General features: G+C 51.1%; 26 protein-coding genes and 3 pseudogenes. 6 read left to right on the top strand and 23 right to left on the bottom strand.

The genetic code is table 11. The features are described from left to right. Positions 1–14: 14 nt before the first annotated feature. From HT085_RS02220 to HT085_RS02150, 15 genes and pseudogenes are all read right to left on the bottom strand, one after another. Positions 15–1,232, bottom strand: a complete 1,218-nt coding sequence (locus tag HT085_RS02220) for a heme biosynthesis protein HemY (RefSeq protein ID WP_003690816.1) — start codon at positions 1,230–1,232, stop codon at positions 15–17. Further along, positions 1,229–2,563, bottom strand: coding sequence for a uroporphyrinogen-III C-methyltransferase (locus tag HT085_RS02215; protein WP_003687772.1), 1,335 nt, complete (start codon positions 2,561–2,563; stop codon positions 1,229–1,231). The genes HT085_RS02220 and HT085_RS02215 overlap by 4 nt, the downstream gene beginning before the upstream one ends. Before the next feature lie 11 nt (positions 2,564–2,574). Then, complete coding sequence (locus tag HT085_RS02210) at positions 2,575–3,339, bottom strand: uroporphyrinogen-III synthase (RefSeq protein ID WP_003687770.1); 765 nt, start codon at positions 3,337–3,339, stop codon at positions 2,575–2,577. 17 nt (positions 3,340–3,356) lie between these two features. Then, positions 3,357–3,779 carry a protein Gly1ORF1 gene (locus HT085_RS02205; protein WP_003687769.1) on the bottom strand — a complete coding sequence of 141 codons (423 nt, stop codon included), beginning with the start codon at positions 3,777–3,779 and terminating at the stop codon, positions 3,357–3,359. Positions 3,780–4,060: 281 nt separating this feature from the next. After that, the gene (locus tag HT085_RS02200) at positions 4,061–5,029 is read right to left on the bottom strand and encodes a restriction endonuclease subunit S (RefSeq protein WP_003690809.1); all 969 of its coding nucleotides are present in this window, start codon (positions 5,027–5,029) and stop codon (positions 4,061–4,063) included. After that, positions 5,029–5,853: an N-6 DNA methylase gene (locus HT085_RS02195; protein ID WP_003690807.1), complete on the bottom strand. Its 825-nt coding sequence runs from the start codon at positions 5,851–5,853 to the stop codon at positions 5,029–5,031. Before HT085_RS02195 ends, HT085_RS02200 begins: the two co-directional genes overlap by 1 nt. A 29-nt stretch (positions 5,854–5,882) precedes the next feature. Then, positions 5,883–6,524 (bottom strand): annotated as a pseudogene (locus tag HT085_RS02190) (IS1595 family transposase); the annotation flags it as partial. Between the two features lie 168 nt (positions 6,525–6,692). Then, positions 6,693–7,013 (bottom strand): DUF2322 family protein, encoded by a 321-nt coding sequence (locus HT085_RS02185; protein WP_003690805.1) that lies wholly within the window; start codon positions 7,011–7,013, stop codon positions 6,693–6,695. A 22-nt stretch (positions 7,014–7,035) separates the two neighbouring features. Continuing rightward, positions 7,036–7,662 (bottom strand): uracil phosphoribosyltransferase, encoded by a 627-nt coding sequence (upp, locus tag HT085_RS02180; RefSeq protein WP_003690802.1) that lies wholly within the window; start codon positions 7,660–7,662, stop codon positions 7,036–7,038. 105 nt (positions 7,663–7,767) lie between these two features. Then, the gene (grxD, locus tag HT085_RS02175) at positions 7,768–8,079 is read right to left on the bottom strand and encodes a Grx4 family monothiol glutaredoxin (RefSeq protein WP_003687762.1); all 312 of its coding nucleotides are present in this window, start codon (positions 8,077–8,079) and stop codon (positions 7,768–7,770) included. Between the two features lie 100 nt (positions 8,080–8,179). Further along, positions 8,180–8,395 carry a putative hemolysin gene (locus HT085_RS02170; RefSeq protein WP_003690799.1) on the bottom strand — a complete coding sequence of 72 codons (216 nt, stop codon included), beginning with the start codon at positions 8,393–8,395 and terminating at the stop codon, positions 8,180–8,182. A gap of 25 nt (positions 8,396–8,420) precedes the next feature. Next, complete coding sequence (locus HT085_RS02165) at positions 8,421–9,200, bottom strand: TatD family hydrolase (RefSeq protein WP_003690796.1); 780 nt, start codon at positions 9,198–9,200, stop codon at positions 8,421–8,423. Between the two features lie 4 nt (positions 9,201–9,204). Beyond that, a complete protein-coding gene (locus HT085_RS02160) occupies positions 9,205–9,555 on the bottom strand; it encodes a PilZ domain-containing protein (RefSeq protein ID WP_003687757.1) in 351 nt (116 codons plus the stop codon). 3 nt (positions 9,556–9,558) lie between these two features. Continuing rightward, positions 9,559–10,536, bottom strand: a complete 978-nt coding sequence (locus HT085_RS02155; RefSeq protein WP_003690793.1) for a DNA polymerase III subunit delta' — start codon at positions 10,534–10,536, stop codon at positions 9,559–9,561. 33 nt (positions 10,537–10,569) lie between these two features. Further along, on the bottom strand, positions 10,570–11,700 hold the full coding sequence (locus HT085_RS02150) for a PilT/PilU family type 4a pilus ATPase (RefSeq protein WP_003704392.1): 1,131 nt from the start codon (positions 11,698–11,700) through the stop codon (positions 10,570–10,572). Between the two features lie 167 nt (positions 11,701–11,867). Here HT085_RS02150 and HT085_RS02145 point away from each other — a divergent pair, with 167 nt between their 5' ends. From HT085_RS02145 to lepB, 3 genes are all read left to right on the top strand, one after another. Then, the gene (locus HT085_RS02145) at positions 11,868–12,569 is read left to right on the top strand and encodes a 5'-methylthioadenosine/adenosylhomocysteine nucleosidase (protein WP_003687752.1); all 702 of its coding nucleotides are present in this window, start codon (positions 11,868–11,870) and stop codon (positions 12,567–12,569) included. A gap of 141 nt (positions 12,570–12,710) precedes the next feature. Next, the gene (gene lepA / locus HT085_RS02140; protein ID WP_003687751.1) at positions 12,711–14,504 is read left to right on the top strand and encodes a translation elongation factor 4; all 1,794 of its coding nucleotides are present in this window, start codon (positions 12,711–12,713) and stop codon (positions 14,502–14,504) included. Between the two features lie 145 nt (positions 14,505–14,649). Continuing rightward, complete coding sequence (lepB, locus tag HT085_RS02135; protein ID WP_003687750.1) at positions 14,650–15,669, top strand: signal peptidase I; 1,020 nt, start codon at positions 14,650–14,652, stop codon at positions 15,667–15,669. Between the two features lie 104 nt (positions 15,670–15,773). Here the strand turns inward: lepB and HT085_RS02130 are convergent. The 6 genes and pseudogenes from HT085_RS02130 to dapF all read right to left on the bottom strand — a co-directional run. Next, positions 15,774–15,881, bottom strand: a pseudogene (locus HT085_RS02130) (IS5/IS1182 family transposase); the annotation flags it as partial. Between the two features lie 223 nt (positions 15,882–16,104). Next, complete coding sequence (locus HT085_RS02125) at positions 16,105–16,254, bottom strand: hypothetical protein (protein ID WP_003687747.1); 150 nt, start codon at positions 16,252–16,254, stop codon at positions 16,105–16,107. Between the two features lie 45 nt (positions 16,255–16,299). Next, positions 16,300–17,207 (bottom strand): annotated as a pseudogene (locus tag HT085_RS02120) (DMT family transporter). 308 nt (positions 17,208–17,515) lie between these two features. Beyond that, on the bottom strand, positions 17,516–18,448 hold the full coding sequence (cysK, locus tag HT085_RS02115) for a cysteine synthase A (RefSeq protein ID WP_003687742.1): 933 nt from the start codon (positions 18,446–18,448) through the stop codon (positions 17,516–17,518). Between the two features lie 195 nt (positions 18,449–18,643). Beyond that, a complete protein-coding gene (locus tag HT085_RS02110; protein WP_003687740.1) occupies positions 18,644–19,249 on the bottom strand; it encodes a hypothetical protein in 606 nt (201 codons plus the stop codon). Then, on the bottom strand, positions 19,246–20,097 hold the full coding sequence (gene dapF / locus HT085_RS02105) for a diaminopimelate epimerase (RefSeq protein ID WP_003687738.1): 852 nt from the start codon (positions 20,095–20,097) through the stop codon (positions 19,246–19,248). The genes HT085_RS02110 and dapF overlap by 4 nt, the downstream gene beginning before the upstream one ends. Before the next feature lie 136 nt (positions 20,098–20,233). Here dapF and HT085_RS02100 point away from each other — a divergent pair, with 136 nt between their 5' ends. After that, positions 20,234–20,548: a hypothetical protein gene (locus HT085_RS02100; RefSeq protein WP_003687735.1), complete on the top strand. Its 315-nt coding sequence runs from the start codon at positions 20,234–20,236 to the stop codon at positions 20,546–20,548. Further along, the gene (locus tag HT085_RS02095; protein WP_003687733.1) at positions 20,545–21,213 is read left to right on the top strand and encodes a sulfite exporter TauE/SafE family protein; all 669 of its coding nucleotides are present in this window, start codon (positions 20,545–20,547) and stop codon (positions 21,211–21,213) included. The genes HT085_RS02100 and HT085_RS02095 overlap by 4 nt, the downstream gene beginning before the upstream one ends. A 72-nt stretch (positions 21,214–21,285) precedes the next feature. Here the strand turns inward: HT085_RS02095 and pnp are convergent, their stop codons facing one another. Together pnp and HT085_RS02085 are read right to left on the bottom strand one after the other, a co-directional pair. Then, positions 21,286–23,409 (bottom strand): polyribonucleotide nucleotidyltransferase, encoded by a 2,124-nt coding sequence (gene pnp / locus HT085_RS02090; protein WP_003690787.1) that lies wholly within the window; start codon positions 23,407–23,409, stop codon positions 21,286–21,288. A 233-nt stretch (positions 23,410–23,642) separates the two neighbouring features. Next, entirely contained in the window at positions 23,643–24,506 is an 864-nt protein-coding gene (locus HT085_RS02085) for a phosphoribosylaminoimidazolesuccinocarboxamide synthase (RefSeq protein ID WP_010359866.1), read from the bottom strand. Positions 24,507–24,698: 192 nt separating this feature from the next. Between HT085_RS02085 and rfbD the strand changes: the two genes are divergently transcribed. Continuing rightward, positions 24,699–25,562, top strand: a complete 864-nt coding sequence (gene rfbD / locus HT085_RS02080) for a dTDP-4-dehydrorhamnose reductase (RefSeq protein WP_003687726.1) — start codon at positions 24,699–24,701, stop codon at positions 25,560–25,562. Positions 25,563–25,717: the final 155 nt, after the last annotated feature.

Here is a 25,717-nt window from a genome sequence, read left to right as displayed (position 1 = left end):
GCCGTCTGAAGGTTTCAACGGGTTTCGGCGGAAGGGCGGTTTTCCCCGGCAACGCTTGCCAAAACCAAGTTGCGCTGTGCTTCGGCTTTTTGCGACTGTGCGGTTTCGTCAAAAACCTTTGCCAACACCAAACGCGCCGGAATACTCGGCTTCAGTGCAATACTCGCTTCAAGGTAGCCTTTTGCCTTACCCCAAAGTTTGCGGCCGTAGGCGAGCCGGCCGAGATACATCAGCAGAAGCGCGTTATCGGGCTGTTCTTTCAGCCAAGAATCGGCAAAATCGATGGCTTTCTGCTGTTCGCGCTCGCCCAAAAAGCGCACGCTTTCGACAAAGGCTTCCAAAAGCTCGGGGCGGCGGTTGTGCGGATAATGCTGTTTGACCCATTTGACCGCATCGGCATACAGTCCCAAACGTTCGTACTTTTCCGCAACCGATACGCTCAATTCCCCGTTTTTGAGGCTGTCGGGAATCCGCTTCAGGCAGGTTTTCAAAGCGGCGGCATCGGCAGCATCCGCCATCTGGCGGCGGTATGCCCAATTTTGATACCGTTCCATTTCCGATTTGCCCAACGCGCCCGCCTTGGAAAGTTTTTCGGTTTTTGCCAGAACCTGCAACGCATCGCCCCGATCGAAGGCGTAACGAAGTTGCAGACGCACGAGGCGCGTAAGGTTGGCATTCATCTTCGCCGCCGCATGAAGATTGGCTTCCGCCGCTTCGTAATCGCGCCGGTTCAGTGCCGATTCCGCCAGCAGCAGGTAGCGGGAAAGCTGCTGTTTTTCCGGCAGTTTGGCGATTTCCGCAAGATAACGGTCGCGCAGCTCGATATTTTCCATCTGTCCTGCCGCGTGCGCGCCCAGCATCAATGCCAAAGTCCGATTGTCTCCGGCCTCTTTGTTGCCCAACACTCGAGAGGCTTCGAGTTCCGCCTTTTCAAAACGCCCTTCGAAATACGCCAAACCTGCCTTATTCAAGGCAAGCGCGGCCTTGCGGCCTTTCCGCGCCGAACCGGAACGCTGCATCTTTTCGGGGATATTAAGTACGCCGATGATGAATTTAAACAGGAAATACCACACCACGACGGCAATCAGCGAACCTAACACAAAAGCGTGCAGGTTGATTCTGAGCATGGTCTGTCCGAGTACGATATACACGTCGCCGGTGTAAATGCCCGAAGCCAGCGCCAGTCCGACGGCGGCGGCAAACAGGACGACAATCCAGACTACCGTTTTCATGCGCGTTCTCCTTTAGCGGACGGCGAACGCCCTGCCTTTTCCGGTGCGGGCTGTTTTTTTGCAGGCTGTTCCGGTTTGCGTTCCGAAGGCAGGGACGGTGCTTCTATGGCCTTCACATCCGATGCGGCAGCCGGTTCGGAAGCTGTGTTTTCGTTTGCCGGTTCGGAAGCCGCCTGTTCCGCTTCTTGATTTTCCGCCGCCGTCATGCGCGTACCGTCGCGATAGGCGCGGACGGCATTTAAACTGGTCTTCAAGCCGTCATCCGCCGTCATGCGTACATCCAGTGTTTTCAATTCCGCCAGTTCTTTCAGCCACGACTGCGTGGCGGGCGACTTGGCATCGAAATACTGTCTGACGGCGGCTTCGGCATTGTTCAAATCGCCCTGATAGACTTCGCCGTTGCGCTGCATCAATGCGGTGCGCGCATCCAACAGGCGCAGACGCAGGTTTTCACGCACAAAATATGCCTGTTCGGGAGAAATCAGCATGGCATCGTTGTTTTCCAAACGGCGGATTTCGACCAGCCCCTTCAATGTGCCGAGGGATTTTTCCCATACGTTCTGCCACCATGAAGCGGAAACGGCTTCGTTGCGGGCCTGTACGCCCGGTTTCAATACGCCGTCCAAAATCAGCGGCAGTCCGGATACGGCGGTTTCCAACCGGTCGAGGCGCAATGCCGTGCCGGAAATATCGACATAGGGACGGTTTTTCAGTTCCGCCAAATCGCTGCTGACCGCCTGTTTGATCGGCAGAAGCTCTGCCTGATCGAAACGGGACAGGCGGCTGTCGATATGCTCCAACACGCCGACTGCCGTTTGGATATTGCCGGTCAACACCAGCTGTTGCGCCGCCAGATTGAGTATGGTCTCGGTTTCGTCCACCAGCCAATCGGCACGCCCTTTGGTCAGCTCGCGATAGGCTTTTTGCGTCATCAGGATTTGTTCGCCGTTGGCTTTGACACCGCTGTCCAAACGGTCGAGTTCGGACTGTATGGCACTTTGGCGGTTGAGGTTGTCTTTGAGCAGGGCGGCGTTTTCCGACTCGCCCAAGGCGGCTTTGTCGATTTTCTGGTTGAATGCCAGCTCTTGGTTTTTCAAGACATTCTGTCCTTGGACAAACAAAAAACCACTTGCACCCAAACCCAATGCCGCCAATACCAAGGCGCAGGCCGCCAAAGCGTTGCTGCCGGACTGTTTGACGATAAAAGGAGCGGCGGGAATGTGTACTTCTGTTTCGTTTTCTTTGCGTGGGGAAGAGGTTTCAGACGGCATTTCTTTTGATGCCTGTATCTCGCGTACGGGTTCGGATGATTTGTTTTCAGGTTCGCCCACCGTTTTGCTCCTTATTGGTTTGAGGTTCCGGGAAAGACCATGCCGTCTGAAACGGAAATGGAAGAATAGGAAAGCGCGGCTTCCAGCGTAGGGACGGTTTCGACCGAACACACGCCTTCGCGCTTCAATGCCTCCGCAATGCGCGGATGATGGGTAAAGTATAGCAAGGATTTGAAGAATCGGGAAAATTGCGGCGGAAGCTGTGCAAACAGCGACTGCACAAGTTCTGTGGACGTAATATAGGCGGCGGCAATATTTTCGGTTTGGAAATTTTGAAAGTTCAAAGGTTTATGCCGTCTGAAATAGACTTCTGCCACCTCCGTCCGAAAACCTTTCTCCTGCAAGGCATTCATCAGAAAATCCCGCCCGCCGTGTCCGCGCACAGACAATACGCGCGCACCTTCGGGCAGACTGTTCCAAACCGGCAGGCGCAAAACCGCCTCGCTGTCGTTGCCGTCTTCAGGTGCAAACACGCCCGCGCCCGCATAACGCGCCAAGGCACGGCGGCTGCCTTGCCCTACGGCAATGTGCGCCTTTATGCCGTCTGAAAGGTTAAGGTACGGGACGGCGGTTTCAACGGCGGCCGGACTGACCCAAAACACGGCATCCGCACGGGCATACATTTCCGGCAGCCGTTTCAGGCTTGCTTCGTCGGTTTCGATTTCAATCGGACTCAACACTTCCGCCTGCCATCCGGCACGACGGCAGACTTCCACATCGTCCTTCGCCCTGCCCGACGGGCGGACAATCAGCATGACGGGCTTCGCTGTTTCCATCGCCTTATCCGCCCCGATTACCGGGAAAAATCGTCATCGTTGAAATTCGCCTGCGCGGTTTTCGGCGTACAGCCTACCCGTGCGACTTCCTTGCCCCTACGCTCCACAACGACACCGCTGCTTTCCGTATGAGTCACGGAATCGAAGCCTGTCCATACGGTGTACATAAATTCGCCGTTTTGGAATTTCATCGTTGCCCGGCGTCCGCTGCCCATGCCTTGCCACCTGTCGGAACGCCCCAACAGGTCAGCTTTGCTGTTGCGTATGGCAATTTCTTTTTTTGCCGCACTGCCGAACGAATATTCGTAAAGATTGCGGTTGATTTTTTGAACTTCTATGTATTTGTTGTTGTCCGTTTTACAGGAAAATACCGTATCCGCCCACACGGTTTGGGCGGCAGCCGACAGAAGCAATGCGGCAGAAAGGAACATTTTTTTCATCATAATTTCCTTAATGGTTGAAACCCCGCCATTCGGACATCCGTCCTTCGTGGCAGCAGCATCAGATTTTATTTGAAAGGGGTGTAACCCCTTTCAAATTAGGGCAACACATAGGGCGGCGCTTTATGTGTCGTCCTGTGTGTTGAAACATCATTGCCCGTATCCTGAAATAGAAGGCTGTGTTTTAACAATCCGTTGATTGCTTAAGATGAATTCACACTAAAAAACAGTTCTCTATTTCATCTATTACGGCGGGTTGTTTTGTTTATAAGGGTGGTAATCTACAAATTGTTACTAAATAGCAAGGTGTGAATGAAACGGCAGATATAATCAAAATCTTCTTGTTGGTCAAAATACGGTAACATAATGCTTTTTAATTTTTCGCCTTTGGGTTTACGTCCATAAGAAAACAGATAGCGGTTTGCTGTAATACATTTAGCGTAATACAGTTTTACTTCTATTGGCATATCGGACTGTATGGGTGTTAATACGGCGACATCACTATTTGCTACAAATTCACAAGTTGAAACATAGCTATAAGTATGGCTACCTTCGCCATTGGTAGAAGTGAAAAGCGTATGGCATGGAAAAATATGTTTTTCATCAACGCTATCACGAGCGATATAACTTCGTAGCGTTCTTGCTTGCGTACTGGCAGGACGGATATAGACAACCGTGTCTTTTTGCCGTTGTTCAAATTCTTTTAATTTGGTTGCGGCAATGCCGTTTTGAATAGTAAAAATTTCATCAAGTCGTTTTGATTGTCGAACCACAGGCAAATCAAGCGGTTCTTTTAATTTCGGTTCGGTTACACCCGCAGATGGATTTAAATTCACGCTTTCAACCCAGCTTGGGATCTCATCCAAAGATGGCACAAACAGTTGTCGTAACGTGCGGTTAGCTTCCCTACCGCAAGCAGAAAAACGGTAGGCATTGGCAAAAATAGCAGCACAATAAAAGAGTTTTTGTTGTTCTGTCATTTCTGTTTTGGGATTTAAAACAGCAACATTTTGAGCTGTATAAAATGGTTTGTTTTGTAAAAAAGTAGATAAAACAGAACCACCTAATGCAACAGTTAATAATCCTGCTGGATAAGGTTTTGTATTTTTCAATAAATCCACAGATGCTGTTACACCATTATTTTTGCCTGACCTGCCTACAAAGTTGATTGTTGGATTGAAGCTGCTCATTTTATTCAAATCTAATTTTGAACCGTAACTCACATCAAAAATCTCTTGCAATTCAACCATTATTCATCGTCTCCGAAGTCGTTATTGTCATCGTCTTCATAGCTTTCATTATCCAAATTTTCAGTCGGCCCTACTTCCGCTCCCAGTAGTTGAAATAAAGCAAATTCACGCACGACTTGCTCAAAATCTGCTCGGGTAATTTTGGAATAATCAGTTTCCAAATAGGCTTCGGCAACCCATTCATCGTTATCAGTTACAAATGCTGTTACCGATTCTCCTGTGTGAACTTCGTTGTTTAAATAATGTTCCAACCAGCGCGCTTTAATGCCCTGCCAGCGGTCGTATAAATCAATGCGTCCCAAGTGTTTGGTTTTTTCAAAACCGTCATCACGCCAGTAGCCAAACCACGTTTTGCGACAGGCTTTTTTCGTGCTGATTTCTTCTTGTGTGTCCGGGTCAATCACGACTGTCTGAAAATGCGGTTTATGGGCTTCAAATACGACAATGCACGTTACCGTGCCAACTGGGTAAAACAGTTCGCTCGGCATAGACATCACGGCTTTTAAGCGATGATATTTCACAATTTCGCTTTTGGCTTTGCTTGGTGCAATCACGCAACTGACTGGAATAATGGCAATGCCTGTGCCACCTTCTGCCAACATATCCAACATTTCTTTGACAAAATAAAGTTCATGCAATTCGGCATCGCTTTTGGATTGGGCGTAAGGTGGATTGAGAAAGCCAACATTTGGGCGTTTTAAGCCTGTTTCAGGTTTGGGATTTTTGATTAAATCCTGAAAATCAGTCATGAAACAACTGCTTTGGTGTAAATTGGCTTTACCGTCTCCGCGTAAAATCATATTACTGGCGGCAAGAGCAAACATTTTTGGGTTGTTTTCAATGCCAATCAGTTGATATTTTTTAGAGATGGCTTACCCAAATTGCTAATTCTAGCAACAGATTTACCGTCTAAATTGATACCACAAGGAACACAAACTTGTTCTTTGGAAATGCCACGTTTCGTTGCTCTCGTTCCTCGTTTGTGAGCAGGACGTGGCAGATTAAAATTTTTGTGGTGCCCTTTGTAAGAAATCGTCGAATAAGTTTCATCAGCTTGCACAATGCCGTCTAACTCAACTTCATTCATCATGTTTTGAAGTGCGTCCAAAATTTTGTGCCGCCAAGTAAACGCAGTAGCAAGATTGATTTTGCAAATTTCAGCACATTTGCGAAGTGGGTATTTTTCAATCATACAATGAATGTATTTTTCCCAAACTTCAATGTCTTTTTGCGTGTTGTAGAGAATAGTGCCTGTCTGCTCAACAAAAGACTTTTTACAATCACGACACAAAAAACGTTGGTTGCCACAATCTTTGCCATTTTTGACGAAATGTGTAGATTGGCAATGTGGGCACTTCGTAACTTTTCTTGGTTCAATGACTTTTTTAACCTGTTCTTTTGAGCTGACAGAAGTCAAAAAAGCCTGTTTATCCGTATCGGACAAATTTTCAAAAAGTTGTTTTAAAATGTCTAATTCTTTTGTTACGCCCGACATTATAAAATCCCTTATAGTTCAATTTGTTATAAGGGATTTTATCAAAAATTAGTGCAAAAATCAACGGATTGTTAAAACACAGCCAAATAGAAAAGAAAATGCCCGTTTTACGGTCTTCTTTCCGACAAAATGCCGTCTGAAACGAATTTCAGACGGCATGGTCGAAAATTATTGCGCGGCAAGCGGTTTGAGCAGGAGGGTTTCGCCGCTTTGCACGACATTTTCCAGCAAATCGATGTTCGGATGCTTCCCCGGATGGGCGCGCGCGTCGGCAACATGTTCGGCAAACCATATCAAACCCTGTTCTGCCGCTTCTTTACCCAATTTTCCATCAAAACGTTCCGCCAAGGCATTGTACAGCTTGAGCGAACCGAGCTTGCCCTGAACGGCGGGAATGTGGTGAACCGTTTTGCCTTCGGCATCCTGAACATCCAAACCGCCCAGATGGTCGATTGAAGGAAATGTGGCGAGATAGTCTTGGAAATTCATATCAAATCCGAAAATCAGTCAGTTAGCGCGTGCCGAAAATCTTGTCGCCCGCATCGCCCAGACCGGGAATAATATAGCCGTTTTCGTTCAAACGGCTATCCAGCGCGGCGGTATAAATCGTAACATCGGGATGCGCATCATTAACAGCCTTCACGCCCTCAGGGGCGGCAACCAAGACTAAGGCTTTGATGTTGCGGCAACCTTTTTCTTTCAACAGGTCGATGGTGGCCACCATCGAACCGCCTGTCGCCAGCATAGGATCGATAATCAAAGCCGGACGCTCGTCCATACTGTCCACAAATTTCTCAAAATAGGAAATAGGCTTCAGCGTTTCCTCGTCGCGCTGCAAACCGACCACGCTGATTTTGGCAGTCGGAATCAGGTCGAGCACGCCGTCGAGCATACCCAAACCGGCGCGCAGGATGGGGACGACGGTCAGGGTTTTGCCTTTGATGCGGTCGCCTTCAATCTGTCCGCACCATCCGTCGATAAGGTATTTTTCAATTTCAAAATCACGGCTTGCCTCGTATGCCATCAGGCGCGCCAACTCGGTGGTCAGCGTACGGAATTTGTAGGTGCTGCAATCCGCCTCCCTCATCAGGGTCAGTTTGTGGCGGACGAGCGGATGGTTGATAACGTTAACGTTCATCGCGGTGTTCCAGTGTGATTTTGAGACGCGTCATTATACTTTTTTTTAATTTGCCGGAAAAGAAAATGCCGTCTGAAACACGTTCAGACGGCATTGCCGAATCCATCAGGCTTTCAGCAGCTCTTGCAGCTCGCCTGCCTCATACATTTCCATCAGGATGTCCGAACCGCCGACAAACTCGCCGTTCACATAAAGTTGGGGGATGGTCGGCCAGTCGCTGTATTCCTTAATGCCTTGGCGTACTTCGGGATTTTCCAATACGTTGACAGCAACGTAATCGGTGCAGCCTGCCGCGTTCAGGATTTGCACGGCGCGGGAAGAGAAACCGCATTGCGGAAACTGCTTCGTACCTTTCATAAACAATACGACGCGGTGTGTCGTTACTACTTCTTTAATTTGGTCGTGGATGGAAGCCATCGCTTATTCCTTTTGATAAAGTTGACAAAATTTGTCAGGTAGGGCGCATTATACGCAAAAGCGGAAACTTCCCACAATATTTGCCGTATATCGCGCAGTATCAATGTTGCGAACGGCAATATTCCCACTCCTCGACAATCCTGCTGTCCGGCAAATGGCACAGGGCATATCCGCCGCCGCTTTCGTCTTTTTTTACTTCCCGTCTGCCGCCTTTGGCAATGCAGAATTTGGAAGCGGAATTTGCCATGCCTGTCCGAAACGTGTTGGCAGGCAGCCGGCAGCAGCGCGGACATGCATACGGATGAATTGCCTTCATGGTTTTCCTTATCGTCGGCACAGGGTCAGACGACCCGCATATCGGGTACTTTTTTAAACAGCCGGTAAAAGTTTTCCGTCGTATATGCCGCAACCTGTTCCAATGTTTGATTCCGCAATTTGGCAATATGTTCGGCAGTATGACGCACAAAAGCCGGTTCGTTCTGCCTGCCTCGTTTGGGAACGGGGGCAAGGAACGGCGCATCGGTTTCCACTAAAATGCGGTCGTCCGGAACGTATTTCGCCGCCTCCTGAACCAAGGGGGCGTTTTTAAAGGTAACGATTCCCGAGAAAGAAATATAAAGCCCCAAATCCATGGCAGCCCGGGCAAAACCGACATCCTCGGAAAAACAGTGAATCACACCCGAATTGGTTTTACATTCTTTTAAAATCGCCAAGGTGTCCGCCGCCGCATCGCGCGTATGGACGATAACGGGCAGTCCGGTTTGATTGGCTGCTTCGATGTGGTCTGCAAAGCGTTTGTGCTGCCAAGACAAATCGCCTTTGCACCAGTAATAATCCAAACCCGTCTCGCCGATGCCGACCACTTTCGGATGGGCGGCGGCTTCGGCCATTTCCGCAATGGAAAATTCTTCGGCTTCCTTGCTGTCGGGATGTACGCCTATGGTGCAATAGATGTGTTCGTGCGCTTCGGCGACGGCAAAGACTTCGGAGAAGCTTTCCCTACTGACGCTGATGGCGAGTGCCTGCCCCACGCCGTTTGCTTCCATGTTGGACAAAACTTCGGGCAGGCGTTCTTTCAAACCTTCAAAATTGAGGTGGCAGTGCGAATCGATGATATGCATAGCGTTACATGGTAAACGTAGGTCTGCTGCCGCTGATTGTGCTGCCCAGTTCGACTTCGATCTGGTCTTTGACTTTCAGGCAGTTTTCGTGTTTTGTGAATGCCAGCCCCACCCCTTTGGGTTTGGAGGAAGTACTCGCAGGATTAATCCAGGCGACCTTGGTCGGCAGGAACAGTTTGGGGAAGTTGAGGATTTCTACGGCAAGCAGAATATCGTCCCCGATGGAAAATACGTCGTCGGTCTGCACAAACAGACCGCCGTGTTCCAAAAACGGCATATAGGAGCTGTACAGCAGATTCATGTCTTTCAGCTGCAACGACATCATTTTTGCCGGAATATTTTGTCCGTCTGACATAATTCACCTGTTCTCTTTCTTCAATTCCAAATAGTTGATGAGCAGATGCTCGATCTGCATTTTGACATTTAAAGTATGAAACCCGTAAGGGGCAAGCTGTTTGAGCATATCCTCCGCCGCAAATACATTGCGCGGACGGAAACCCGATGCCGTCTGAAGCAGCCTGTCTTCATAAGCGGGATAATAGACGGGTTTCATGTGTTGCAGGCACAAGCCTAAATCGACCAGCCATTTCTGCATCCACCCGACAAATACGGCGAGCGGAAGTTTTTCCTTATCGAAAAGCGCGGCGTAATCCAAAATCTTCAACAATCTCGGCTCTGCCAATATCTCCAGCAGCTTTGCCCTCAATTCCCGAAGCTCGCCTTCCTCCTGAAACAGCGGCGCGCCCGAATGGAAAGCCAGACGTTCCTCAGGCTCCGCCACACCCCTGTCGCGCAGATACGCCAATGCTTCCCCATGCGAAGGAGCGGGCAAAACCATCTTCCGGCAGCGGCTTTTAATGGTCGGTAAAACCTTGTCCGCCACGTGGCTTACCAGCAAAAAGACCACTTGTGGCGGCGGCTCTTCCAACACTTTCAACAAACTGTTGGCGGCTTGGACATTCATACTTTCCGCAGGATGAATCAGGATCACGCGCAAACCGCCCCGTACCGAAGTCAGGTACACATTATCGATGATTTCCCTGACGGCATCGATTTTGATCCGCAACAGTTTGCGTCCGTTTTCGGGTTCGTCCGCCAGAGGCGTGATTTCGTAAAAATCGGGATGGCTTCCCCGTCCAAACAGATGGCAGGACATACATTCGCCACAGGGTTTGCAGCCCGGTGCAGGGGTTTCGCACAACAGCGCCTTCGCCGCAAAGCGGGCAAACGCAGTCTTCCCCGTCCCCTTTTTGCCAACAAACAGCCACGCATTAGGACGGCTCGTCCAATGCTCGGCAATCTGCCGCCATTGTTCCTGATGCCACGGATAAATCATGTCAAACTGCCCGTCCGGAAATCCATACCGCCATCAGAGCAGTTCCAAATCGGGGTCGGAACTTTGTGCCCTGCGGCTGCGCAACTGTACCGCCAAACGCAAATCATGTGCGGAATCGGCATTTTTCAAGGCATCCTGCAAGGAAATCTCGCCTTTTTCATACAATTGGTAAAGGTGTTGGTCGAAGGTCTGCATACCCAGGGTAGTGGATTTTTTCATCACTTCTTTGATTTCATGGATGTTGCCGTTGTGAATCAACTCCGAAATCAGGGGCGAATTGAGCAGTACCTCGACTGCCGCCACCCTGCCCTTGCCGCCGTCTCGCGGAACGAGGCGTTGCGAAATAAACGCCTGAAGGTTGAGCGACAAATCCGTCAGCAATTGTTCGCGCCGCTCCTCGGGGAAGAAGTTGATGATGCGGTCGAGCGCCTGATTGGTGCTGTTGGCGTGCAGCGTCGCCATACACAAATGCCCCGTTTCGGCAAAGGCGATGGCGTAGTCCATTGTTTCACGGTCGCGGATTTCGCCGATAAGGATCACATCCGGCGCCTGACGCAGCGTATTTTTCAACGCCGCCATCCAGTTTTCCGTGTCCACGCCGACCTCGCGCTGGGTAATGATGCAGTTTTTGTGTTCGTGGACAAACTCGATCGGATCTTCGATGGTGATGATGTGTCCGAACGAATTTTCATTGCGGTAGTCGATAAGCGAGGCGAGCGAAGTCGATTTGCCCGAGCCGGTGCCGCCGACAAAAATAACCAGCCCGCGTTTTTTCAGCGCAACATCCTTCAAGGCCGGCGGCAGGTTCAGGCTTTCAAACTTGGGAATCTTGCTGGTAATCGCGCGGAATACCAACGCCGTCGCACCGCGCTGTATCATCGCATTGACGCGGAAGCGGCTGGTGTCCGGCAGGCTGATGGCGAAGTTGCACTCGTTGGTCGATGAAAATTCTTCCGCCTGCTTCGCACTCATAATCGAAAAGGCGATTTCCATACATTTTTCCGCCGTCAGCGGTTCGTCCGTGATGCGGGTGATTTTGCCGTCCAGCTTCATAGCGGGCGGGAAATGGGTCGTCACAAACAGGTCGGAACCTTTGTTTTTGTTCATATGGCGCAGCCATGCGAACAGTTCTTCCTTTGCAGTCATATTTTCATCGGTAAACATCCTCGTCCCCCAATCTTCAAACAATCTGTACCTTCCCATTCTACCAAAAATCCGCCGTGCTGTCTGAAACCGTTTCAGACGGCACGGACAAACCGCCTCCACTCAATCCTGCCGTGTTAGCGTGTATAATTCGGCGTTCTATCCGAAATTCACAGCAGGTTAGCAATATGTCTTTGAAAACAGTAGCCGTTATCGGCGCGATGGAACAGGAAATCGAGCTTTTGCGCGAGATGATGGAAAATGTCAAAGCCGTCTCTTTCGGCAGATTTTCCGCCTATGAAGGCGAATTGGCGGGAAAACGCATAGTGCTTGCATTGAGCGGCATCGGCAAGGTCAACGCGGCGGTTGCAACGGCTTGGCTTATCCGTCAATTCGCACCGGACTGCGTCATCAACACCGGCAGCGCAGGCGGTTTGGGCAAGGGTTTGAAAGTCGGCGACGTGGTGATCGGCACGGAAACCGAGCACCACGATGTCGATGTAACCGCATTCGGCTATGCCCGGGGGCAAGTGCCGCAACTGCCGGCAAGGTTCGCTTCAGACGGCATATTGATTGAAACGGCAAAACGGGCGGCGCGGACGTTTGAAGGCGCGGAGGTAGAACAAGGCCTGATTGTCAGCGGCGACCGCTTCGTCCACAGCAGCGAAGGCGTGGCGGAAATCCGCAAGCACTTCCCCGAAGTCAAAGCAGTGGAAATGGAAGCGGCGGCGATTGCCCAAACCTGTCATCAGTTGGAAACGCCGTTCGTCATCATCCGCGCTGTTTCCGATTCGGCGGACGAAAAGGCAGACATCAGCTTTGAAGAGTTTTTGAAAACGGCGGCGGCAAGTTCTGCAAAAATGGTGGCAGAAATCGTCAAATCTTTATAAAACCTTTATCAAATCATGCCAAAACAGCGGTTTTCCGTTAGAATATCGGGCTATTTCCACGTTGCGCCCGATATTCGGACGTACCGCTGTTTGTTCAGACGGCATTTCTAAAACCTACCGTTCAGCATTAAAAACAACTCAATGAAAAATATCCGAAATTTCTCCATCATCGCCCACATCGACCACGGCAAATCGACGCTTGCCGACCGCTTCATCCAATATTGCGGCGGTTTGGATTTGCGCGAAATGAGTACGCAGGTGCTCGATTCCATGGACATCGAAAAAGAGCGCGGCATCACCATCAAAGCGCAAACCGCCGCACTCAACTACAAAGCACGCGACGGGCAGGTGTATCAGCTTAATTTGATTGACACGCCGGGACACGTCGACTTCTCTTACGAAGTTTCCCGTTCGCTGTCGGCTTGCGAAGGCGCGCTTTTGGTCGTTGACGCGTCGCAGGGCGTGGAAGCGCAAACCGTGGCGAACTGCTATACCGCGATTGATTTGGGCGTGGAAGTCGTGCCCGTTTTGAACAAAATCGACCTGCCCGCCGCCGACCCCGAGCGTGTGGAACAGGAAATCGAAGACATCATCGGCATCGATGCCGTCGGCGCGGTGCAGTGTTCAGCCAAAAGCGGCATCGGCGTGGAAGACGTTTTGGAAGAAATCGTTGCCAAAATTCCTGCGCCGACCGGCGACGAAAACGCGCCGCTGCAAGCCGTTATCGTCGATTCGTGGTTTGACAATTACGTCGGCGTGGTCATGCTGATTCGAGTGAAAAACGGCACCATCAAACTGAAAGACAAAGTGCGCTTTATGAGCACCAAGGCGGAAACGCAGGTCGAGCAGCTGGGCGTATTCACACCGAAATCGGTTCAAAAACAAGAACTAAAAGCCGGCGAAGTGGGTTTTTTGATTACCGGCGTGAAAGAATTGGGACAGGCGAAAGTCGGCGATACGGTTACTTTGGTTGCCAACCCTGCCACTGAGCCGCTGCCCGGTTTCCAAGAAGTACAAAGCCAAGTATTTGCGGGTCTCTATCCTGTGGAAAGCCACGATTACGAAGCCTTGCGCGACGCTTTGGAAAAATTGCAGCTGAACGATGCTTCGTTGAAATTCGAGCCTGAAGTTTCTCAAGCATTGGGCTTCGGCTTCCGCTGCGGCTTCTTAGGCCTGCTGCATTTAGAAATCGTGCAGGAACGCTTGGAACGCGAGTTCGACATGGATTTGATTACCACCGCGCCGACGGTGGTTTACGAAGTCGTGTTGAAAAGCGGCGAAAAAATCGAAGTTGAAAACCCGTCCAAACTGCCCGACATCGGCAGCATCGAAACCATTCTCGAGCCGATTATTACCGCGACCATCCTTGTGCCGCAGGAATACGTCGGCAACGTCATGACTTTGTGTAACCAAAAGCGCGGCGTGCAGGTCAATATGCAGTATATGGGCCGCCAAGTGATGCTGACTTACGACTTGCCGATGAACGAAGTCGTAATGGACTTTTTCGACAAACTCAAATCCACTTCGCGCGGTTATGCTTCGTTGGACTACCATTTCAAAGAATTCCAACCGTCTGATTTGATTAAGCTCGACATTATGGTTAACGGCGAAAAAGTCGATGCCTTAAGCCTGATTGTACACCGTCAAAGCGCGGTTCACAAAGGCCGCGAGCTGGCATCGAAAATGCGCGAACTGATTCCGCGCCAAATGTTCGACATCGCCGTCCAAGCCGCCATCGGCAGCCGGATTATCGCCCGAGAAAACGTTAAAGCCCTGCGTAAAAACGTTTTGGCGAAATGTTACGGCGGCGATATTACGCGTAAGAAAAAACTGCTTGAAAAACAAAAAGCAGGCAAACGCCGTATGAAACAAGTGGGCAACGTGGAAATTCCGCAAAGCGCGTTCTTGGCGATTTTGCAGGTGAGCGACAAATAATATTTCGGCACATAGGGCGGGCGCGTCGGGAACACCTCTCAAACCGCCCTGATTTCAGCGGCACGCGCCCGCAAACAAATTTTGCAATTTGCCGCCTTAAAACGGTTGCACGGCCGGGCGGGTTTTTAACCGTTAAGGAACAACAATGAACACAATGCTAATGTCGGGCGCGGCTGCCGCGCTGCTTGCCGGCATCATCCTTTATTTCAAAAGCGACAAGAAACGGCAGGAAAACGGTGAATGGAGTTCCGGCCTCGAATACGCCTATATCCTGACGGCGGTCGGTGTGTTTGCCGCTTTGTCCCTGTTTATGAGCTTTACCGCCGTTTTCCTGATTTTCGTTGTATTGTGCGGTACGGCTTGGGGGGTATATAAATACCGCCTGAAGACTCATCCCGAAATCTCGGAAAGCAGCCACTTCGGCGATTATTTCGGCAGTTTCTTCCCTACCGTTTTGGTATTGTTCCTCATCCGGTCGTTTATTGCCGAACCGTTCCAAATCCCGTCCAGCTCGATGCGCCCGGGATTAATCAAGGGCGATTTCATTTTGGTCGGCAAATTTTCCTACGGCCTGCGCGCACCCGTTTTAAACAATGTATTCATCCCCACGGGCAAAATCGAACGGGGCGATGTCGTTGTTTTTAACTATCCTTTGCAGCCGGAGATGACCTACATCAAGCGTATTGTCGGCATCCCGGGCGACATTGTCGAATATCGAGATAAAGTTTTGACGGTAAACGGAAAACCGGCTTCCGACATTCCTGACGGCACATACCGTTATCCTGACGATACCGACCCATCCGAAATCCACAACACGGATATGTTCCGCAGCGGTCTGGACGGCAAATCCTTCAATATTCTGAAAAAAGAAGGACAGCCTGCCGTTTCCCTGCCCGTATTGGGCAAATATACCTCCGATATTATGTCTGAAAACGGATATTCCATAGATCAAAGCGGTCTGAACCATTGCCAATATGCCGACGACGGCAGCGGTTTCGTGTGCAAAGTTCCCGAAGGACGCTATTTCGCTATGGGCGACAACCGCGACAACAGTGCCGATTCGCGCTACTGGGGCTTTGTGGATGACAAGCTGGTTGTCGGCAAGGCAATGTTCATTTTGATGAACTTCGGCGATTTCGGCAGGGCCGGCACGGCAATCCGTTAAGCCGGAAAATTACGCCGGAACATCAAAAATGCCGTCCGAACCCTGTTTCAGACGGCATTTTTATCATCAAACTCCTTGTTTCCCTACCGGCAGCCTCGGGGATAATATAGTGGATTAAATCTAAACCAGTACAGCCTGGCCTCGCCTTGCCGTACTATTTGTACTGTCCGCGGCTTCGTCGCCTTGGCCTGATTTGAATTTAATCCACTATATGCACCGCCTTGCCGGCATTATCGATATGGGCGGCACATATGGATTGCCTGGAAAAATGATGCGTTCGGGCGGCGTATGATTTGCCTGTGTTTAAATCATCGGTTGATTTTATCCGTCGGCAAGTGAAAAGCCGGTTATTTCCGTTTGTGTGGAAACCCATCCCATTGAATAAAGGGCATTTCGTCCGACTGACGGTGTGGGCGGCATATGGAAATACGGACATTATTTTAGTTGCATTGCCATTCCTGCGGAGGCGGCTTTTTTGATTCTGCCCGCCCCGATGCCGTCTGAAAGGGCTTCAGACGGCATTTTCCGCTCCGCGCCGTTGTCGGCATGTTTGGTCTTGCCGGTTTTGACTGCCTGCCAGTCCAATCGTACGCAGGTTTGCCACGGCAGAAAATCTGATGCCGACCGGAGTCAAAGCTCGGACGGCTGTTTCAGCGAACCGAGGTAAATCGCCGAAAGCGTCAGCACCACCCCTGCCCACTGCACGCCTTCAATCGTTTTGCCCAATCCGAAATAATCGATGAACAGGGCGGCGACCGGTTCGGACAAAAGCAACAGCCCCGTCAGCGACAGGGAAAGCAGCGGAATCGCATAGGCAACCATCGCCCACGCAAAACACTGCATCACCACGCCCCGTACACAAGCACCAAACCCGAATCTTTCCAAGTGGTCGGATAAAGTGCGCCGCCGTCCATCAGCAATGCCGGAACAATCGGCGATGCCGCGCCGCCCAAACTCAAAATCATCATTGAAGGGAAAAGCGCCACCTGTTCGACTTCATGAGTCTTGCGGACGAACACCATAGATAGGGCAAGCATCAGCCCGGACACCAAACCGCTGGCGAATCCCCAAACCGCATTACCGTTGTAGCCGAATTCCGCACCGGCAATCATCGCCACGCCCACAACCGCCGACATCAAGCTTGCCGCCTGCAGCCTGCCCAAACGCTCGCCGAAAAAGAAAACACCGATTGCCGACAAGAAAAAGATTTGCAGGCTGTTGAGCAGGGTGGAAATACCCGGCCCGACCGCGTGTATGCTTTCGTGCCAAAGTGCCAAATCGAAAGCGAGAAACACGCCCGCCGTCAGGGCATATCGGACGGTTTTTCTGTTTTTTGGGAATTTTTGTCCGAAAAACCGTGCCAAAAACCAAAATACGAATACCGAAATCAGCAACCGCCAAAATGCGATTGCATACGGGCCGACGGGGACGGATCTGACAATCAGGCTGCCCAATCCGAACACCGCGCAACCCAGCACCAGCAATGGTGCGGCATATTTTTTTCCGTTACCGACCACAATATCCCCTCCCTTCCCCATATGGCTGCCGCGCCGCCGGCAAAAGTGCCGCCATTCCGAAAATATGCCGTCTGAAGCCCAAAGCCCCGGCTGCGCCCGGACAAACGGCTGACTTTACGGGCAGGCCGGCTATTTTCCGTTGGGGCAAAATCCGTCCTGCCGGATAAAACCCGAATAAAAAATATTTCCCTCAAGCAATGCGGCGGCGCCAACACCTGATTAAAACACAACCGGCGTTTTCGGTATATATGCAAAAACGCATTTTCCGGCACGGCGTTACACCGATACCGAAAAATGCGTCTGAATGTTTCGACAATCCGATTAAAGCATTATGCCAAATCTGCAAAAAGTGGCGTAGAGAGATAGCGTTCGCCATAAGAAGGCAGCAGCACGACTATCAGCTTGCCTTCGTTTTCAGGCTGTTTGGCAAGCTGCAACGCGCTCCAAACCGCCGCACCGGAAGAAATGCCCGCCAAAATGCCTTCTTTTTCCGCCATTGCACGGGCGGTTTCAAAAGCCGCTTCGTTCGGCACTTTGGCAATGCTGTCGTAGATTTTGGTATTCAAAACGGTCGGAATAAAACCTGCGCCGATACCTTGAATCGGGTGCGGACCTTTTTCGCCGCCGCTCAATACGGGGGAAGCCTCAGGCTCGACGGCAACCACTTTAACTTCGGGTTTGTATTTTTTCAATACTTCGCCCACGCCGGTAATCGTACCGCCCGTGCCGACGCCGGCAACGAAGACATCGACTTTACCGTCGGTATCGTTCCAAATTTCCTCGGCGGTTGTTTTGCGGTGGACTTCGGGATTTGCCTCATTGTCGAACTGGCGCGGCATAAAATAAGTGTCTGGATGAGCGTCCACCAAGGATTGCGCTTTGGCAATCGCGCCCGCCATACCTTCGGCGGCGGGGGTTAGAATCAGTTCCGCGCCAAACGTGCGCAACAGCATTTTGCGCTCTTTGCTCATGCTTTCCGGCATGGTAATCGCCAGTTTGTAGCCGCGTGCGGCACATACCATTGCCAAACCGATACCCGTATTGCCGCTGGTTGCTTCGACAATGACGGTGTTTTTGTTGATTTTTCCCGCTTTTTCGGCGGCCTCGATCATTGCTTCGGCAATGCGGTCTTTGACGCTGCTGCCCGGATTAAAAAATTCCAGTTTCACGGCAACCTCTGCCTTCAAACCTTTGGTCAAACGGTTCAGTTTGACCAAAGGCGTGTTGCCGATCAATTCGGTGATGCTGTTTGCAATTTTCATCTTCTGCTCCTGAATAATAAGGTTTCGACAGTAAGGCGCAATCCCCATCGGTATCCTATCCGATTGCAGGGGATTTGCGCCGAACCATAAACAAATTTCGGATATGGCTTTATCCTAAACCTATGCCGCCTAAAAAACCAATACCCAAAATTTATTTCTTTATAACTTTTTGTTCCGATACAGACGGCATCACAATCATCTGCCGATTTCGGCAAGCAGCATCGCCGTTACCGCAACCTGCATCAACATCGCCGCCAACACGCCGAGTCGCAGCTGCGAACCGCCGAACGTTGACGGCGGCTGCCGGTCTATACCGCAGCGGTGGACATAGGCAACCGCCATCAATACAAACTGCAACACGAACCAATAAACCGGCTTCAGCGCATAAAGTTTGAGCAATGCCGCAAACACAAACACTTGAACCGTTCCCGAAAAGCAATAATGCACCAACGCACATATTCCGACAAAAGCAAGCGTCATCGATACATTACTGACGGCAAAAAGCCCGAGCAGCGGATGTTCGGGGTCTGCCTGCCATCCGTTTCCATCTGTTTTCCGGTTCCAATACCCGATGAAAAAAAATATGCTGCCCAAAGTCAGGTAAAAATGGGGGATGAACAAAGGCGCGGCGCGGGTCATTCCCCACATCCCCGGCATCAGCTTTACCCCTAAAACCGAGATGCCGAGCCACAACGCAATACTCGCCCAAAACCATTGCAACATTCCTGCGCGGAATATCAGAAACAGAAAAACCGCCGCATACAGTAAGGCAGACAAAAAATCCAAATGCAGCAAAATCATGAATACGCCAACTCGCCTTCAAACACGGTTTCCGCAGGGCCGGTCATCATCACATCGCCGCCGCAGGCCCATTCGATATATAAAGTCCCGCCCGGCAAAACCACCTCTACCGTTTTCCCTTCATCCAACAGCCCCAGACGGATACCCGCCACCACAGCCGCACACGCGCCCGTACCGCACGCTTGGGTTTCGCCCACGCCGCGCTCGAACACGCGCAAACGGATTGCCGTCCGTCCGACAACCTGCATAAAGCCGACGTTGACGCGTTCGGGAAACTGCCTGTGCGGTTCGATACGCGAACCGGTTTCGCGCACCGGCGCGCATTCCACGTCATCGACTACAATCACAGCATGAGGATTGCCCATATTGACGCAGCTGACAGGCTGAATGCCGGATTCGAGATGCACCCCGTAAATACAGGCATCATCCCCCTCGCCCGATTCGGGGACAAACGGTATTTCAGACGGCATAAACTTCGGTTTGCCCATATTGACCGTAACCATACCGTTATCGGACAATTTCGGAAAAATAATGCCCTTGGCCGTTTCAACACAAATTTCTTTCTTATCGGTCAAACCCTTGTCTGCAACAAAACGGGCAAAACAACGCGCTCCGTTGCCGCATTGCCCGACCTCGCTACCGTCGGCATTGAAAATACGGTAACGGAAATCCACGCCTTCGGTTTCCGAACACCCGACCACCAAAAGCTGGTCGAAGCCCACGCCCCGGAAGCGGTCCGCCCATGCCGCAATCGGCACGTCCTCGGGGGTAAAATCCTGACTGACCGCGTCAATCACCATAAAATCGTTGCCCAAACCGTGCATTTTGGTAAATTTCAAAGTTTTCATATTGTTCCGAAATCCCGTATTGTCTGTTGCTTCCGAATCCGAAATCCCCGAGCCCGAAGGGAAATGCTTCCATCTCCCGCCGCCTGAGGATTAAAATGAGCCATTATACTGTTTGTTACCCCTTACAAGAAACACAATGTCCCGCCTGTTCCTGCTGCTTTTCCCTTGGGCAACCCTTGCCGCCTGCACCCGAAACATACCGGCAAGCCCCGCCGTTTCAAATTGCGCGCATCTTCACAACCGCACCGTCCTGTATTTTGACGCACACGGCAAACCCGCCGACAGCACAGCAAAGGGCGGATTTTACAGGACCGTCGAAATTCATGACACAAACCGCATCCTTATTCAAGACTTTAACAGCACGGGGAATGCCCTCGTCAAACCCTATTGGTCGGACTGCCGGAAATTGTCCGTTTTCCCCGACAAACATCTGACCATGAGCCATCCATGAACCACGACATCACTTTCCTCACCCTGTTCCTGCTCGGTTTCTTCGGCGGAACTCACTGCATCGGTATGTGCGGCGGATTAAGCAGCGCGTTTGCGCTCCAACTCCCCCCGCATATCAACCGCTTTTGGCTGATTCTGCTGCTTAACACAGGACGGATAAGCAGCTATACGGCAATCGGCCTGATGCTCGGATTAATCGGACAACTCGGCATTTCACTCGACCAAACCCGCGTCCTGCAAAATATTTTATACACAGCCTCCAACCTCCTGCTGCTCTTTTTAGGCTTATACTTGAGCGGTATTTCTTCCTTGGCGGCAAAAATCGAGAAAATCGGCAAACCGATATGGCGCAACCTGAACCCGATACTCAACCGGCTGCTGCCCATAAAATCCATACCCGCCTGCCTTGCTGTCGGAATATTATGGGGCTGGCTGCCGTGCGGACTGGTTTACAGCGCATCACTTTACGCGCTGGGAAGCGGTAGTGCGACAACCGGCGGACTGTATATGCTTGCCTTTGCACTGGGTACGCTGCCCAATCTTTTGGCAATCGGCATTTTTTCCCTGCAACTGAAAAAAATCATGCAAAACCGATATATCCGCCTGTGTACAGGATTATCCGTATCATTATGGGCATTATGGAAGCTTGCCGTCCTGTGGCTGTAAGCCCCATTCATTCCCGATACCCGTAAAAAATACCGTCTGAAACCTGTTCAGACGGTATTTTCACCCTAAGCGTTACTCGGCGGCATTTTCTTCACGGACAGGCGCATCCAGCAGGGCTTTGATGGACAGACGGACACGACCTCTGTCATCCACTTCCAATGCTTTCACGTTCACCACCTGACCGACTTGCAGGTAATCGCCGACATTGCGTACGCGCTCGTGTGCGATTTGGCTGATGTGTACCAAACCGTCTTTGCCCGGCATCACGCTGACAATCGCGCCGACGTTGTTGTCGAGGATTTTAACCACAGTACCTTCGTACACTTTGCCCACTTCCACTTCGGCAGTGATTTCTTCGATGCGTTTTTTCGCTGCATCGCCCGCTTCTTGAGTAGTCGCAGCGATAGTGATGGTACCGTCTTCAGCGATATTGATTTCAGTACCGGTTTCAGCGGTAATCGAACGAATGGTTTCGCCGCCTTTACCAATCACATCACGGATTTTGTCTTGGCTGATTTTCATGGTGAACAAACGCGGCGCGTGTGCGGACAGCTCTTGCGGACCCGCAACGGCAGCTTTCATCTGATCCAAGATGTGCAAACGCGCTTCTTTGGCCTGTGCCAAAGCAATTTGCATAATCTCTTTGGTAATGCCTTGGATTTTGATGTCCATTTGCAGCGCGGTAACGCCTTCGGTCGTACCGGCCACTTTAAAGTCCATATCGCCCAAGTGGTCTTCGTCGCCCAAAATGTCGGTCAGGACGGCAAACTTATTGCCTTCCAAAATCAGACCCATCGCGATACCGGCAACGTGTGCTTTCAAAGGCACGCCGGCAGACAGCAGGCTCAAACAGCCGCCGCAGACAGAAGCCATAGAGGAAGAGCCGTTGGATTCGGTAATTTCGGAGACCACGCGCATGGTGTAGCTGAAATCTTCAGGTTTCGGCAATACGGCCAACAACGCACGTTTAGCTAAACGGCCGTGACCGATTTCACGGCGTTTCGGCGCGCCCATGCGGCCCACTTCGCCGGTAGAGTACGGCGGAAAGTTGTAGTGCAGCATAAAGCGGTCGGTATATTCGCCGGACAACGCGTCGATGATTTGTTCGTCGCGCGAAGTACCCAAAGTCGCTACGGCAAGGGCTTGGGTTTCGCCACGGGTAAACAGTGCGGAACCGTGCGTGCGCGGCAATACGCCGGTTTGGATGTTCAGCGGACGGACGGTGCGGGTGTCGCGGCCGTCGATGCGCGGTTGTCCGTCCAAAATTTGGCTGCGGACGACATCGGCTTCCAAGCGTTTGAAAATACCTTTGATTTCGTTGGCTGCCAGCGTGTCGGTTTCTTCGGTAATCAAGGCTTCTTTTACCGCATTCCAAGCCTCGTCCAATTTGGCGGAACGCGCTTGTTTTTGACGGATTTTGAACGCTTCTTTAATGGTTTCGCCGGCAATCCCGCGTACTTTGGCAACCAGTTCTTCATTGGTTTCAGGTGCTTTCCAATCCCAAACTTCCGGATTCACTTCGTCGGCAAATTCATTGATTGCATTGATGGCAACCTGCATTTGATCGTGGCCGTAAACCACCGCGCCCAACATCACGTCTTCGGGCAGGATTTTGGCTTCGGATTCCACCATCAACACGGCTTTGGAAGTACCGGCGACCACCAAGTCCAATTGTGATTTCGCCAACTCGGCTTTAGTCGGGTTCAAAACGTACACGCCGTTTATATAACCCACGCGCGCCGCGCCAATCGGGCCGGCGAACGGTACGCCGCTCAACACCAGCGCGGCGGACGCGCCCAACATTGCAGGAATGTCGGAATCGATTTCGGGATCGACGGACACAACCATCGCTACGATTTGGATGTCGTGGTAGAAACCTTCGGGGAACAGCGGACGAATCGGGCGGTCGATCAGACGGCTGGTCAGGATTTCTTTTTCGCTTTGTTTGCCTTCGCGTTTGAAGAAGCCGCCGGGGATTTTGCCTGCGGCATAAGTGCGTTCCAAATAATCGACGGCCAACGGGAAGAAGTCCTGACCTTCTTTGACCTCTTTGTTGGTGGTAACGGCAACAAAAACAACAGTGTCGCCCATCGATACTTTAACGGCAGCGGCAGCTTGGCGGGCAATTTCGCCGGTTTCCAAAGTAACGGTTTGATTACCGTATTGGAAGGTCTTAACGTATTTATTGAACATCATTGTTCCTTTCAAAATACCGCACTGCTAAAACACTAATAATGCACACTAAAATCCGAATGTGCATAGTTAGGGTTTCAGACCGTGCGGCAGGTTGTAAACAAGCTTTCAGACGGCATTTCGGACGCTGAAAGCAATTGCGGATTATAAAGGCAACCATCCTTAAAATCCAGTATTGATACAATAAAAAGGCCGTCTGAAACATATCCTTTTCAGACGGCCTTCAGTCTTCAAAATCAATCTTGTGTCAGTAAAGTCAATGCTTCCTGATATTTCTCGACCGTTTTCCGAATTACATCGGCAGGCACTTTAGGCGCAGGGGCTTTTTTGTTCCAACCGCTTTGTTCCAGCCAGTCGCGGACGAATTGTTTGTCAAAAGACGGCGGATTGATGCCGACTTCATATTGATCCGCCGGCCAGAAGCGGCTCGAATCGGGAGTCAATACCTCATCCATCAGCGTCAGCGTACCTTCTTCATCCAAACCGAATTCAAATTTGGTATCGCAAATGATGATGCCGCGCGATTTGGCATATTCCGCCGCTTCGGTGTAAAGCCGAACCGCTTTGTCGCGCACTTCTTCCGCCAATTCTTTACCGATAATGCGTCCGCATTCTTCAAAGCTGATGTTTTCATCGTGATCGCCGACTGCGGCTTTAGTTGAGGGCGTAAAAATCACTTCGGGTAGTTGTTGCGCTTCCCGCATACCTTCGGGCAGCCGAATACCGCAAACCGAGCCGGTTTTTTGATAATCTTTCCAACCGCTGCCTGCCAGATAACCGCGCACAATGGCCTCCACTTTCACCGGAGTGAGTTTTTTAGCTACAACGGCGCGTTTTTCCAAAGCTTTGGCTTCGTTTTCAGGCAAAACATCGTACACGGTATCGCCGGTGAAATGGTTGGGCATAATATGCGCCAGTTTTTTAAACCAAAAATTGGAAATCTGCGTCAGGATTTCGCCCTTACCCGGAACCGGGGCGTCCAAAATCACATCAAACGCGGACAGGCGGTCGGAAGCGACCATCAGCATACGTTTATCGTCGATTTCATATAAATCGCGCACTTTTCCGGAATAAATCTTTACCAAACCAATCTCACTCATTTCGCACCCCCCTGAAAATATCTTGAAAATACCGACCCGACAGGTTTGAATCGCAAACCGATATTCTAGCCGAAGTCGGCGCAAAACAATACCCATGGCACAAAAAGCCAACCCGTCAACCGTCGGCAAAGTTTTGGCACTATAATACCGACAGCAAGTCCTACAATACACTTTCACCAAAGGAAATACCTCATGAGAATCCTATTGACAGGCTCGAAAAGCCAACTGGCACACTGCCTGCGCGACCGTCTTCCTGAAGACTGGGAAACCATTGCGACGGATTCCGCATCCCTAGACATTACCGATGCCGATGCCGTCTGCAACATGGTCAAAAGTTTCCAACCCGACGCTATTGTCAACACGGCTGCCTATACTGCCGTCGACAAAGCGGAAGGCGATGCGGCAGCGGCATTTGCCGTCAATGCTTCCGCCGTTTACAACCTTGCCTTGGCAGCACATCGCGCCCATGCCCGATTCATCCACATCTCAACCGACTATGTCTTTGACGGAAAAGGGAAAATACCCCATCAGGAAAGCGACTTTACCAACCCTTCCAATGTATACGGACAATCCAAAACCGCCGGCGAACTGCTCGCACTGTCTGCCAATCCCGACAGCCTTATCCTGCGGACTTCTTGGCTGTTTAGCGAATACGGGGACAACTTTGTCCGCACGATGCTGAACCTTGCGCGGGAACGTTCCCCGCTGTCCGCCGTCCACAACCAAATCGGCTGCCCGACCTATGCCGGCGACTTGTCCGCCGCCATCATCCGCCTGTTGCAGCAGTCCAATCCCGTTCGCGGCATTTACCACTACGCCGGCGGCAAATCCGTATCCTGGTACGAATTTGCCCGGCACATCTTTCAGACGGCATTGCAACAGGATGCCTCTTTTCCCGTTCCCGAACTGAAAGCCGTTTCGGATGAAGGCTCTGCGGCTGCCGCCCCCAGGCCCGCATACAGCATTTTGGACTGCCGCAAAATCGAAAACGACTTCGGCATCAAACCGTCAGACTGGCAAAAAGCCCTTGCACAGGTCGTTTCCAAGCTGCTCTGATGCCGCCCGCCCCTCCGTTTCCTCCGCCAAGCACCGCCTTGGCGGTTTTCTTATAAAATCTACTGATTACACAAACACATATCATCTTTACACAATCATGCTTCCATCAACAGCAAAACATGATATGATTGCCAACAATGACATCTCACAATAAA

It is taken from the genome of Neisseria gonorrhoeae (assembly GCF_013030075.1).
GTDB lineage: Bacteria > Pseudomonadota > Gammaproteobacteria > Burkholderiales > Neisseriaceae > Neisseria > Neisseria gonorrhoeae.
Note: the sequence above shows the minus strand (reverse complement) of the source record. Positions and strands in the feature narration are given on the sequence as shown.